Source organism: Micromonospora sp. NBC_00362, from assembly GCF_026342155.1.
Taxonomy (GTDB): Bacteria; Actinomycetota; Actinomycetes; order Mycobacteriales; family Micromonosporaceae; genus Micromonospora; species Micromonospora hortensis.
On the sequence record NZ_JAPENH010000001.1, the window covers coordinates 2,576,297 to 2,589,415 of the forward strand.

A 13,119-nucleotide genomic window follows, 5' to 3' on the forward strand; every position below is an offset into this window, starting at 1 on the left:
GGGTGGACGTCCACCCGCGCGTGCGCCGGTCACCACCTGGTGGTGACCGGCGCACGACTCGTACGGCGTGGCCGGGATCAGCGGTAACCGGCGGTCACCACGCTGGCCTGCACGGCGTTCTCGGTCGCGTCGGACGGATAGCCCGCGACCATCGCTCCCTCGTAGAAGGTGCCGGCGCTCAGGTTCGCGCCGCCGTCGGGCTTGCAGCAGTCACCGCCGCTGCCCAGGATGATGGCGCCCTGCTTCTTCATCGGGCTGTAGCCCGGCGGGAGCGAGCCGTCGTACAGCGTGTAGAGGCTGCCGACCTGCGCGTCGCTGCCCTTGATGGCGAACCGGGTCGTGCCGTTGTTCTTCAGCGTCGCGGTGACGAACTTGCTGGTGAACGCGCGCTGGTTCGGGTTCCAGGAGCTGCTGCCGCCCGGGAAGAGACCCCACTCGAGGTCGGCCTGCACCCAGGGCCCGCTGCCGGAGCAGCCGCCGAACCAGCACTGCTTGCCGAAGTTGATGGCGTCCATCGCGCCGGCGGCGTCGGCCTTCCTGGTCGTCTCGCTGTTGCCGTAGTCGAAGCAGCAGCCGCTGTTGACGTGGGTTCCGCTGGTCACCATGTACATGCCCTCGGGTGCCGCGCCGGTCGGCACGCCGGTGAGGTGCCCATCGCGCCAGTAGCTGTTACCGGGGTTGATGTAGAGCGAGTACGCCTTGGCGCCGCCCACGGTGAGCGACTCCGAGGTCGCGATCGCCGGCTTGCTCTGCGGGGAGCCCGGAACGACGCTCGAACCCTGGTACCAGAGGTCGTTGCCGCGCCCGGACTGGTCGAAGACGACAGTGATCACGCAGGCGGTGCCGGAGCAGAACGAGTCCTGCGTCGCCGCGTTGGCGGTGCCGCCGGTGCCCGTGAGCCCGATGTTGCGGGTCGTGTTGTCCGACGAGCGTCGGACCTGGTAGAGGTTTCCGGCGTACGCCTCGTAGAGCGCCCGCGTGGTGCTGTGCGCCGCGATGCACGGGGTGCCGCCGGAGGCGTAGATGTCGCACGGACGCGCGCCGGTCGGCGGGTTGGTCGGCGGCGGGGTGGTGGTCGGCGAGGCCCACTGCTGGTTCGCGCCGCCGTTGCAGGCCCAGAGGATGATTTTGGTGCCGTTCGCGGTGGCGGCGGCGTTGGCGTCGAGGCACAGCCCGGACTGCACGCCGGTGATGGTGCCGTTGCTGTTGACGTTCCACTGTTGGTTGTTCTGGCCGTTGCAGTCCCAGATGATCACCTGGGTGCCGTTGGCGGTGCCGCGGCCGGAGGCGTCCAGACACTTGTTGCCGTACGCCTGGATTTGCTTGGTGGACGTCCAGGTCCAGCTCTGGCCGGCGCTGCCGTTGCAGTCCCAGAGTTGCGTCTGGGTGCCGTTCGTGGTGCCGGAGTTGGGCACTTCGAGGCAGCGGCCGGATGGCGTACCGACGATCGGGGTGCTCTGACCGACGACGATGGCGGCAGCCGAGACGGGTGCCGCGGCGGCGGACAGTGATGTGCCTTGTAGAGCGCCGACGCCGACGAGCACTCCGACCAGCGCGGTCGCCAGGGCGGCCAGACGTCGGGTGCGAGGACGTCTCGGGACGAGATCACGGGCTGTTCCTGGCCCGGTGGGGGACGGGGTTCGCACGAGGTGGCTCCTCGAAGTCGTGGAAGCGCGGTGGGTTCGTCGACGCGCCAGGGGGGGCGGTGGCGATGGCGAATCGATTCGCAGCGAATCGTATGACCTTTAATTAATTTATGTCAATGAATGCGGTGGCGGGGTGGCGCGCTGGCCGTTGAGCGGACGACCGGCACGCCACCTCCCCCCGGGACGCCTACCGCCCCAGGAGCCGCCACGTCTGGTTCAACGGGCTGCCCTGATTGACCGCCCTGCAGGTCCACTGGTGGACCAGCGCGCCGGCCGCCGTGGAGACCGCGTTGACATCGACGCACTTGCCACTGTGCCGGGCGACGAGTTGGTAGTCGTGCGAGTCGTTGCCCGAGTAGGTCACCTTTCGCAGCGTGAACTGCTGGTTGAGGCTGTTCAGGCAGGTCCACTGGTGCACCGCCGCACCGTCGGCGGTGGAGACGCCGCTGACGTCGAGGCACTTGCCGCTCTGCTGGTTGACCACCGTGAAGGTGTTCGCCACTCCGGTTACCGGGCGGAAGTTCCAGAGCTGCTGGTCACCACCGTCGCAGTAGTTCTGCTGTTGGACGTTGCCGTCGGCGGTGCTCAGGCCGGCGTTGTTCAGGCACTGCTGGGAGTGCTGGGCCACCGCCACCGACTGGAAGCCACCGTCCGAGGGAGGCAGCAGCGTGACGGTGTACGTGTCGGTCTGGTTGGTGTACGGCACCGTCACCGTGGCGTTGTTGTTCGACACCCCGACCACGCTGTTCGAGACCGTGACCGGCCCCGCCACCGCGCCGCCACCGTTGTGCGGGATGCGTTGGGTGAGGACCCGGACCTGGTTGTTCTGCACGATGCCGCTCGTGGTGTCCAGGCGTTGCAGGTTGACTGTCAGGTTCCCGGTGGTACGACCACCGCCGATGAGCACCTTCGCCACCCCGGCGGCCTTCGTGGCGTACGCGTCGTACGACTGGCTGGGGGTCACCGCGACGATCTCCCCGACCTGGGAGGCGTAGTAGCGGTAGTTCCACCACTCCCCCTTGGGCTGGTGCTGGCCGGCCGAGTTACGGATCAACAGGTTGCCGAGATCGTTGTGCAGGCTGCCGCCGCTGGCCCAGTTCGCCCGCAGGCCGTCGGCCCGGGCCCGCTCCAGGCGCGCGATGTACCAGGCGCCGTCGGCCGGGTTCTGCTCGTCGGGCGCGCCGTACTCGTTGATCTGGTACGGACGCGGATGGGCGATGCCACGCGGGTCGAGGGTGGCGTTGGCGGCAGCGACGTTCGCCACCGGGTCACCGGGCAGCGAGTGCCAGCTGATGATGTCCGGCACCGTGTTCGTCGAGCGGACGAAGTCCAGGTACTGGTTCCAGAAGGCGTGGTTGGTCGACGGCACGCAGGCGCAGCTCGGCCCGACGATGAGCTGGCTGGGGAACTCCGCCCGGATGCGCTGGTAGGTCCGCCGCCACAGTTCGAGGTACTGGGAGATCGGCCGGTTCCAGAAGATGGTGATGTTGGGTTCGTTCCAGATGTCCCACTGCACAGACAGCCCGGACGCCCGGACGTCGTTGATCAGGCGGGTCAGGAAGTTGTCGTAGTCGGTCCAGTTGCCGTTGTCACCGGGGAAGCGGGAGATTCCGGCGCCGTCGGCACCCCAGAGGTCGTGCGGCAGGAGGATGAACTTCCCGCCGAGGGCTGTGGTGCGACGCGCCTGGGCGAGTGTGGAGTTCCAGCGGCGGTCGTAAGTTCCGCCGACCCAGCCGCTGCCCGGGAGCTGCGCGCCGCCGGCGCGCATGTACTGGAACTTGACGTCCCGGTAGAAGTGGTCGGCCGGACCGCTGGCGTTCTCGGTCATGCCGTAGATCCAGCCGGAGGCGCGGTAGGTCGGCGCACCGTTTGTGGTGGCGAAGTTGACGCTGATCGACTCGTCGGCGGCCTGGGCGGGGGACGGGACGACGGTGACGGCGGCAGCGGCGGCGAGCAGGCCGACGACGAGTCGGGCCACGGACACGCGGGCTCGGCCTGACCTGCTGCGGGACGGGGTTTTCACGGGCGGCTCCTTGGTGGGGCGCGGGGGACGCTCTCCGGAGGGCAGCACTTGCGAATCGATTCGCACGGATCGTAGGACCGGGAACTGAACCATGTCAATGAAGTGACGGCGCGGTGACGTCCACGTTGCCCAGCGATCCTCACGGCGCGACCAACTGACCCTTGACCCCCGGCTATGGCCAGACCTATCTTCGGGCGAACCGATTCGTCGAATCGATTCGCAGCACGTTTGACTGTTCCACGCCGCGACGATCAACCGACACACCCCACCTGACGATCGATGTGAAGTGAGGCACCACATGACCGGACTCAGTCGTCGGCGGCGCCTGGCCGCCGTCGCCGTGATAGCTCTCGCCGCAGTGACGGGCAGCGCCTGCTCGTCGTCCGCCGACGGTGGCGCCGACGGTGGCGCCTACCTCGTCTGGGACCCGTATCCGCAGTTCGCCGACGACTCCGAGTGGGTAGCGCTGCTCAAGAAGTGCGGCACCTCCGCGGGGGTGACTGTCGAGCGCACCGGCTACGACACCACCGACCTGACCAACAAGGCGCTGCTCGCCGCCCAGCAGGGAAACTCACCGGACGTGCTGATCGTGGACAACCCGGTCATCTCCACTCTGGCCGAAGCCGGTGCGCTCACCACCACCGACGACAACAAGCTGGACGTCTCGGCCATGGAGAAGAACCTGCTCGGCGCCGGCCAGAGCGGCGGCAAGACCTACGGGGTGCCGATCGGGGCGAACACCCTCGCCCTCTACTACAACAAGGATGTGCTCACCGCCGCCGGCGTCGATCCCGCCGCCGTCACGGACTGGACCTCCCTGACCGCGGCACTGACCAAGGTCAAGACCAAGGGAAAGAAGGGCATCACCTTCTCCGCGATCGGCACTGAGGAGGGCAGCTTCCAGTTCCTGCCCTGGTTCTGGGGATCGGGCGCCCAACTGACGAGTCTCGACTCGCCGCAGGCGGTGTCCGCGCTGGCGCTCTGGACCGACTGGCTCAAGCAGGGCCACGCCCCGAACTCCGTCATCAACAACACCCAGACCACGAGCTGGCAGGAGTTCGCCACCGGCGACTACGCGTTCGCCGAGAACGGCACCTGGCAACTGGCCAACGCGGAGAAGCTCGGCTTCTCGTACGGCACCATCGCGATCCCGGCCAGTGCGGGCGGCCCGGCCCCGGCGCCCACCGGCGGTGAGTTCGTCTCCATTCCGGTGCAGAAGAAGACCGGCCGGTACGAGACGTCGCAGAAGCTCGTCACCTGCCTGACCAACGCCGACAACCTCCTCACCACCGACACCACGCTCTCCTACGTCGCGCCCGTCGCCGCCGTGCAGGAGCGACAGGCCACCGCGGACCCCAAGCTCAAGGTCTGGGTGGAGGCGGTCCGGGCAGCCAAGGGCCGCACCGGCGACGACCTCGGCACGAAGTACCCGAAGATCTCCGAGGCCCTGTGGACCGCTGTGCAGTCGGCCCTCAGCGGCGGAAAGTCGCCACAGGAGGCACTCGCCGCCGCGCAGACCGCCGCCACGACCAGGTAAGCGATCCGAACCGACACCATGCCCTCCACGACAGAGACCTCCACCGCCGTACGAGACCAGGGTGGGGCGGCGACCGCCGTCCCGCCCGGGCCTCCGCCATCCCGTGCCCGCCGGCCCAGCCGATGGTGGGCGTGGGGCTTCCTGGCGCCCGTGACCATCTACCTGGCGGCCTTCTACGCCTACCCGCTCTACCGCAACGTCGAGTTGAGCCTGCGCGAGTACACAGTCCGGTCGTTCGTGCAGGGCGGAGCGCCCTTCGCCGGCCTCGACAACTACCGAACGGTCCTGACCGACCCGGCATTCGGGCCGACACTGACGCACACAGTGGTCTTCACAGCGGCCTCGCTCGTCTTCCAGTTCACCATCGGCATGGCCCTGGCCCTCTTCTTCCACCAGCACTTCCCGCTGTCGCGCACGCTGCGGGCACTGATCCTCGTACCGTGGCTGCTGCCACTGATCGTCTCCGCGTCGACCTGGTCGTGGCTGCTCAACAGCGACTCGGGGCTGGTCAACGCTGCGCTCGGCGTCGTCGGGATCGACCCGGTCAACTGGCTCACCTCACCGGGCTGGTCACTCACGTCGGTGATCATCGCCAACGTCTGGATCGGCATCCCGTTCAACCTGGTGGTGCTCTACAGCGGCCTACAGGCGATCCCGACCGAGATGTACGAGGCGTCCGCGCTCGACGGCGCGACGGGGTGGCAACGGTTCTGGGGAATCACCTTCCCGTTGCTGCGCCCCGTCTCCCTGATCACGCTGCTGCTGGGGCTGATCTACACGCTGAAGGTCTTCGACATCATCTGGATCATGACGAAGGGCGGCCCGACCGGCTCCTCGGCAACACTCGCCACCTGGTCGTACCGGCTCGGCTTCGGCAACCTGCTGCCCGAGTTCGGCCCGGGCGCGGCCATCGGGAACCTGCTCATCGTGCTGGCTCTGGTCGCCGGCCTCGTCTACATCCGGATCGAGCGGAGGCAGCAGCTGCGATGACCACCTCGACGCCTCGCGCCTGGTGGAAGACCGGCGTGGGCCTGGTGCTGACCGGGCTGATGCTCTTCCCCGTCTACTGGATGATCAATGTGTCCTTCACCCGGGACCAGGACATGCGCGCCAGTCCCCCGCACCTGTTCCCCACAAACGGCACCCTGGACGGCTACCGGGCGGTGCTCGACCAGCAACTGCCCTACCTCGGCACCAGCTTCCTGGTCGGCCTCGGCACTGTGGTGCTGACCGTGGCGCTGGCCGCCCCCGCCGGTTACGCGCTGGCGAAGCTCCGGCCACCCGGCGGTCCGGCGCTGAGTTTCCTGCTGCTGATCGCGCAGATGATCCCGGGGATCATCATGGCGATGGGCTTCTACGCCATCTACCTCACCCTCGGCGTCCTCAACACGCTGCCCGGCCTGATCCTGGCCGACACGACGCTCGCGGTGCCGTTCGCTGTCCTGATCTTCACGGCGTTCATGTCCGGCATCCCCGACGAACTGCTCCAGGCCGCCGTGGTCGACGGGGCCGGTCGGCTGCGGACCTTCTGGTCGGTCGTGCTGCCGGTCAGCCGCAACTCGATCGTCACTGTGTCGCTCTTCGCGTTCCTGTGGTCCTGGTCGGACTTCATCTTCGCCTCGACCCTGGCCGGCGGCGGCGACCACCAGCCGATCACCCTCGGCATCTACCACTACATCGGCAACAACAACCAGCAGTGGAACGCCATCATGGCCACCGCCGTCGTCGCCTCGATCCCCGCCGCAGTCCTGCTGATCCTGGCCCAGCGGTACGTCTCGATGGGTGTGACCGCCGGCGCCGTCAAGGACTGACCATCCGCGGCGGTCGAGGCTTGACCACCCGCACCACAGAAAGGCACCCGTCACCCATGACCGTCGCCCCGTCCGGTCCGGAGTTCTCCATCCAGGACATCCCGTTCAGCTACCGCGGATCCTGGTTCAACATCTCCCCAGTGGTAGCCGAGAAGACGTACGCCGACGACCTCCATTTGGTCTCCCACCAGACCGGGCTGCACCCCGTACTGCGGTTCACCCCCACCGTCGCCGGCACCACAGTCGTCGCCACGCCCGCCCTGCTGAGCTGGCGCAACGGGGCCGACCGGATCGAAGCCGTCTACGACGGGCCGGACACCCTGCGGGTCCGGGGCCACCGGCTCGGCCTGCGGGTGGCCGCTGCCGCGCACACCCTCACCCCGTTCAGCGGCACCTACCTGTACGCCGACCCGGTCGACGGATCACACGTGTTCACCTCGTACGAGACCGGTCGCCGATACCGGATCACAGTGCTCTCCGGCGCACTGCCGCGGACCGACGGCTCGCAGGCGCTCGGCACCGCCGACCGTTCCCTGGATTTTCCCGGCGACCAGCCCTGGGAGATCGCGATCGAGGAGTACGCCACCGCCCGCCGCCCGTACGCCGGTTCCGTCACCTTCGAGCAGTTGTGCCGCGACCGGTTCGCGGAGTTCACCGCGTTCGTCGACGCGATCGCGCCCTGGCGCGGCCCGGACACCCCGGCCGCCGAACTGGCCGCGTACGTCCTGTGGTCGGCCACTGTCGCCCCGGCGGGCTTCGTCACCCGGCCGGCCGTCCTGATGTCCAAGCACTGGATGGACAAGGTGTGGAGCTGGGACCACTGCTTCAACGCGATCGCCCTGGCTGCCGGCGAGCCGGAGCTGGCCTGGCACCAGTTCCAGTTGCCCTTCGACCACCAGGACGAGGCCGGGGCCCTCCCCGACTCGGTCACCCACTCGGAGGTCCTGCACAACTATGTCAAGCCTCCCATCCACGGCTGGGCCCTCCGGCACCTGCGCCGACGCCTCCCCCAGCCGCCGGACCGGGCGGCCCTGGCGCAGACGTACGACCGGCTCGCCCGCTGGACCGGGTTCTGGCTCGACGCGCGACGCGCCCCCGGCCATGACCTGCCGCACTACCAGCACGGCAACGACAGCGGCTGGGACAACGCCACCACCTTCGACGACAACCGGGTCCTCGAAACGGCTGACCTCGCCGCGTTCCTGGTCTCGCAGCTCCGCTGCCTCGCCGACCTCGCCACCGAACTGGGTGAGCCCGCCACCCGCTGGTCGGAGGAGGCCGACCGGATCCACGGGGCGATGCTGCGCGACCTGTGGGACGGCGAACGCTTCTGCGCCCGGGACCCCCACACCGGGCGCCGGCGACCCAGCCGCAGCCTGCTCGACCTGATGCCCGTCGCGCTCGGGGCCGATCTGCCGGCGCCGGTCGCCGCCGCACTGGCGCGCGGCGTCGAAACCCACCTGACCACGCACGGGCTGGCCACCGAGCCGACCGACTCGGCCCACTACCTCGCCGACGGCTACTGGCGTGGCCCGATTTGGGCGCCCTCCACCGTCCTGGTCGAGGACGGCCTGCGCCGGGCCGGGCAGACCAGGATCGCCGACGACATCAGTCGGCGGTTCCTCGCGCTGTGTGAGAAGTCCGGCTTCGCGGAGAACTTCGACGCCGAGACCGGCACCGGGCTGCGGGACCGCGCCTACACCTGGACCGCCAGCAGCTATCTCATCCTCGCCGCCGCCCAGGAGGAGCGGCGGGTCAGGGGCGGGTAAGCCTGTCGGATCAGCGGCCGCGGACGGGGCCGGTGCTGGAGCGCAACGAGATGGGCGGGCTGTAGAGGCGGTGTCGTGGCACGGCGCCGGGGGCCGCGATGATCTCCAGAAGCAGCGACACCGCCTCGGCGCCCATCTCGACCATCGGCACGTCGGCGGCGGTCAGCGGCGGACGAAAATCCTCCGCCCAGTGCTGCGCGGCGACTCCGGTGACGGAGAAGTCGCGTGGCACTGACAGCCCGGCGCCGGTCAACGCGCGCTGCATTCCGGGCAGCGCGGCCTCGTTGATGGTGGCCACCGCCGTGACCTCCGGGTGCGTCGCCAACAGTTGCTCCATGCACGCCTCGCCGGAGGCGGTGTCGTCGCCGCTGCAGACCTCCACGCCGGTCAACCCCCGCTCCGCCGCCGCCGCCCGAAAGCCGGTCAGGGCACGATGGCTGGGGCCGTACCCGGCGGCCACCAACTCGGCGGACCGGTTCACGAGTGCCACGTGCCGGTGCCCCAGGTCGGCCAGGTGCTGCACGCACCGAGCGATCAGCCCGGCGTAGTCGATGTCGATCCAACTCATCCCGTGCGGCTCGGCGGTCCGGCCGATGGTGACGAACGGCAGCCCGGCCTTGGTCAGTCGGGTCACCCGGTCGTCCGCCAACCGGATCTCCATCAGGACCACGCCGTCCACCCGACGCCCGGTGACGATCCGCTCGAACGACCGGTCATGGTCGCCACCGGAGGGGGACAGCAGCACGTCGAGGTCATGGCGGGCGGCGGCCTCGACGACGCTGGCGACGAAGCCCAGCTGCATGTCGGTCAACCGCTGGCTCGCTGGCGGGATGACCAGCCCGAGGGTGCGGGTGCGCCCCTCCTTGAGAGCACGGGCGCTGGCGTTCGGCCGGTAGTCCAACTCGTCGATGACCGACTGGATCCGTTGCCGGGTCGCCTCCGACACGCTGCGTTTTCCGCTGAGCACGTAGGAAACGGTGCTGCGGGACACCCCCGCCCGGCGAGCGATCTCCCCGATGTTCATCAATCGCCCTCGAATCGATTTTTGCCCCGACACGGGGACGCACCTTGCTCCGCTGACCAGCATATCCGTCCTCAGGCTCATCGATCGATGACCAACGTGTGTCAACTAGCGCTCATAGATGGACGCCCATTAATGTCACAGGTATGACGTGTGACGTCAATTCCATCGCCCCACCCCGCCACGCAACCGAAAGGATCCGATGAATGTGAAGAGAAAACTGGGTCGCCTGATGGCCGCCGCCGGGACCCTGTTCGTCCTCGTCGTCGGCGCCGGCGCCTATGTGGTCTCGGACGCGCCGGGCGTCGCCCACGCCGCCGGCACGGGTCCGTGTGACATCTACGCCTCCGGCGGCACGCCGTGCGTGGCCGCGCACAGCACCACCCGCGCGCTGTACGGCGCGTACAACGGCCCGCTCTACCAGGTCCGACGATCGTCGGACAACACCACCCGCGACGTCGGCGTGCTCAGCGAGGGCGGCTACGCCAACGCCGCCACCCAGGACACGTTCTGCGCCAACACCAACTGCGTCATCACGATCATCTACGACCAGTCCGGCCGCAACAACCGTCTCACCCAGGCGCCCCCCGGCTACTTCGTCGGCCCCGCTCCCGGCGGATTCGACAACCTCGCCGACGCGAAGGCAGCACCGGTCACCGTCGGCGGCCAGAAGGCGTACGGCGTCTACATCGCCCCCGGCACCGGCTACCGCAACAACAACACCAACGGCGTCGCGACCGGCGACCAGCCCGAGGGCATCTACGCGGTCGTCGACGGCACGCACTACAACCAGTGGTGCTGCTTCGACTACGGCAACGCGCAGACCAACAACCTCGCCGACGAGCGCGCCATCATGGAGACCGTCTACTTCGGCGCCAACAAGCAGTGGGGCTACGGGGCGGGGGCCGGCCCGTGGATCATGGCCGACCTGGAGTGGGGGCTGTTCTCCGGCGTCAACGCGGGCTACAACAACATCGCGTCGATCAACCACCGCTTCGTCACCGCCATGGTCAAGGGCGAGCCGAACCACTGGGCGATCCGGGGCGGCAACGCCCAGTCGGGCAGCCTGACGACCTACTTCGACGGGCCACGCCCCAACGGCTACCACCCGATGAAGAAGGAAGGTGCCATCCTGCTCGGCATCGGCGGTGACAACAGCATCACCGGTCGCGGCACCTTCTTCGAGGGTGTACTGACCTCCGGCTACCCGACGGCGGCCACCGAGAACGCCGTCCAGGCCAACATCAACGCCGCCGCCTACGCGCCGGCCGGCGGCGGCAACCCACAGCAGAACGTCCAGGTCGTCGGCGCACAGTCCAGCCGCTGCATCGACGTACCGAACGGCAGCACCACCAACGGCACCCAGGTCCAACTCTGGGACTGCGTCGGCAACACCGCGCAGCGCTGGACCTACACCGCCGGCAAACAACTCCAGGTGTACGGCAACAAGTGCCTCGACGCCTCCGGCCAGGGCACCGCCAACGGCACCCAGGCCATCATCTGGGACTGCCACAGCGGCACCAACCAACAGTGGAACCTCAACTCCAACGGCACCATCACCGGCGTCCAGTCCGGGCTCTGCCTCGACGCCAACGCGGCCGCCACCGCCAACGGCACCAAGCTCATCCTCTGGGCCTGCAACGGCGGCACCAACCAGCGGTGGTCCACCCGCAGCTGACCCACCACCCGATTGAGCGGCCGTGGGCGGCACGGCCGTGAGCTACCTGGCGGCCTGCACCGTTCAACTGGCCCGCAGTGTCAATCTGTGAGGAGCGGTATACCTCAGCGGCATAAATATGCCTCTGAGGTATACCGCTCAACACCGCGTCCGCCCGCGACCCGGGCCGGGTAGGTTTCGGGACTGGGCGAAAAGCGGGGGTCGGATGGTCAAGGGTTGGCACGGCTGGTTCGGTACGTTCAACGGCGTCGTCCTCATCACTGTGGTCGTCCTGCCGTTGGCCGCCCTTGCGGTGTGGGCCCTGGCGCGTCGCCGCCGTGCCACCGGCGACGCGTCGGCGTGGCGGACGTCGCTGGCCGACGTCGGCATTGTCTATGGCACGGTCCCCTGGATCTGGATGATCATGTTGCCGGGTGAGCAGGCCGGCACCGTCTCCGGCCGGGTGACACTGGTGCCGCTGCGCGACCTGCTCACGATCTTCTCCGACGGGGGTCCGGTGACGGCGACGTTCCAGATCGTCGGCAACCTGCTGGTCTTCGCGGCCCTGGGGTTCTTCGCCCCGCTGCGGTTCCCGGCGCTGGCATCGGTGCCGCGGATCCTGGCCCTCGCGGCCGGCTGCTCGGTCCTGGTCGAGACCGCCCAGTACGTCCTGCGGCTGGACCGGGTGTCGTCGGTGGACGACGTCCTGCTCAACGCCGCGGGTGCCGGGCTGGCGGCGCTGGTATCCCGCCGCTGGTGGCGCGACACACCCGACAGGTCCACGGATCGTCGACCTCAGCCGGCCCCGGCAGCGGGACGCTGAGCGTCCCGGTCAACTACCAACAGAGCTGACAGTCGATCAGGTGGACGGCCCTGCCAGCCGCTCCAGCCGCGCCAGACCATCCCAGCCGCGCTCGCGCATCAGACCCAGCAGCCGCTTCACCCGCGGGTCCGCCTCGACGGCCAGCGCGTCCAGAAGGTCGAACGGTAGATCGTCCTGCGCCACCTCACCGAGGTCGATCTCGCCAGAGCGGTATGCCTGATCGGCAAGGCTGGCCAAGATGTCGGCGGCCTCCACCAGACGCGCGTCGTCGCTGGTGTCGCTCTCGAAGACCTCCGACAGGATCCGATAGAGCCGAATGAGTTGCGGGTCGTCGAGCTGCGCGATCTTGCTGGGCATCCATTCGCGGACGCGATCGGGCCAGCGAGCCGACATCAGGATCCAGCTGTCCCGCTCACCCGCCACCACCCGTTCGGAGACGCCAATGTCCCGGAGCCGGTCGAGGTAGGTGGTCACCTCTGGTGCGAGCGCCAGACGATCCCCGGAGGCGAGTTGCGCGATCTGCTTCCGGCTGGTCTCCAGTCGTGCGATCTCGTCGCCCAGGTGCCTGTCGATCTCCTCGACCGCGGCCGCGAAGGTCGACGCGTCGGCGTCCAGCATCTGACCGATCTGGGAGAGCGGTACGCCGGCGTTGGCGAGAATCCGGATCCTGATGAGGGACACCACCGCCCCTGCGCTGTACCGCCGGTAGCCCGAGGAGTCCCGCTCGGGCTCCGGCAGCAGGCCGATCTGGTGGTAGTGCCGTACCGCCCGCACCGTGACCCCGGTGTACGCCGCCAGTTGACTGATCGTCAGCATGCCCTGATCCTGCCCT

10 protein-coding genes are annotated in these 13,119 nt (G+C 68.7%); 6 read left to right on the forward strand and 4 right to left on the reverse strand.

Annotated elements, in window-relative coordinates:
• Window positions 1–77: 77 nt before the first annotated feature.
• Together OG992_RS11635 and OG992_RS11640 are read right to left on the reverse strand one after the other, a co-directional pair.
• Entirely contained in the window at window positions 78–1,646 is a 1,569-nt protein-coding gene (locus tag OG992_RS11635; protein ID WP_266303223.1) for an arabinofuranosidase catalytic domain-containing protein, read from the reverse strand.
• A 187-nt stretch (window positions 1,647–1,833) separates the two neighbouring features.
• Window positions 1,834–3,630 carry an RICIN domain-containing protein gene (locus tag OG992_RS11640; RefSeq protein WP_266303224.1) on the reverse strand — a complete coding sequence of 599 codons (1,797 nt, stop codon included), beginning with the start codon at window positions 3,628–3,630 and terminating at the stop codon, window positions 1,834–1,836.
• A gap of 337 nt (window positions 3,631–3,967) precedes the next feature.
• Between OG992_RS11640 and OG992_RS11645 the strand changes: the two genes are divergently transcribed.
• The 4 genes from OG992_RS11645 to OG992_RS11660 all read left to right on the forward strand — a co-directional run bounded on the left by OG992_RS11645 (window position 3,968) and on the right by OG992_RS11660 (window position 8,786).
• On the forward strand, window positions 3,968–5,206 hold the full coding sequence (locus OG992_RS11645; RefSeq protein ID WP_238686474.1) for an extracellular solute-binding protein: 1,239 nt from the start codon (window positions 3,968–3,970) through the stop codon (window positions 5,204–5,206).
• A 150-nt stretch (window positions 5,207–5,356) separates the two neighbouring features.
• On the forward strand, window positions 5,357–6,196 hold the full coding sequence (locus OG992_RS11650; protein ID WP_238686476.1) for a carbohydrate ABC transporter permease: 840 nt from the start codon (window positions 5,357–5,359) through the stop codon (window positions 6,194–6,196).
• Window positions 6,193–7,017 carry a carbohydrate ABC transporter permease gene (locus tag OG992_RS11655; protein ID WP_266303225.1) on the forward strand — a complete coding sequence of 275 codons (825 nt, stop codon included), beginning with the start codon at window positions 6,193–6,195 and terminating at the stop codon, window positions 7,015–7,017. The genes OG992_RS11650 and OG992_RS11655 overlap by 4 nt, the downstream gene beginning before the upstream one ends.
• Window positions 7,018–7,073: 56 nt before the next feature.
• Window positions 7,074–8,786: an amylo-alpha-1,6-glucosidase gene (locus tag OG992_RS11660; protein ID WP_238686479.1), complete on the forward strand. Its 1,713-nt coding sequence runs from the start codon at window positions 7,074–7,076 to the stop codon at window positions 8,784–8,786.
• 10 nt (window positions 8,787–8,796) lie between these two features.
• Here OG992_RS11660 and OG992_RS11665 read toward each other — a convergent pair whose 3' ends face one another.
• Entirely contained in the window at window positions 8,797–9,810 is a 1,014-nt protein-coding gene (locus OG992_RS11665; RefSeq protein WP_091401000.1) for a LacI family DNA-binding transcriptional regulator, read from the reverse strand.
• 199 nt (window positions 9,811–10,009) lie between these two features.
• Between OG992_RS11665 and OG992_RS11670 the strand changes: the two genes are divergently transcribed.
• Window positions 10,010–11,485, forward strand: coding sequence for an arabinofuranosidase catalytic domain-containing protein (locus tag OG992_RS11670; RefSeq protein WP_266303226.1), 1,476 nt, complete (start codon window positions 10,010–10,012; stop codon window positions 11,483–11,485).
• A 205-nt stretch (window positions 11,486–11,690) separates the two neighbouring features.
• Window positions 11,691–12,287 (forward strand): VanZ family protein, encoded by a 597-nt coding sequence (locus OG992_RS11675; RefSeq protein WP_266303227.1) that lies wholly within the window; start codon window positions 11,691–11,693, stop codon window positions 12,285–12,287.
• Window positions 12,288–12,323: 36 nt separating this feature from the next.
• Here the strand turns inward: OG992_RS11675 and OG992_RS11680 are convergent, their stop codons facing one another.
• A complete protein-coding gene (locus OG992_RS11680; protein ID WP_266303228.1) occupies window positions 12,324–13,103 on the reverse strand; it encodes a MerR family transcriptional regulator in 780 nt (259 codons plus the stop codon).
• Window positions 13,104–13,119: the final 16 nt, after the last annotated feature.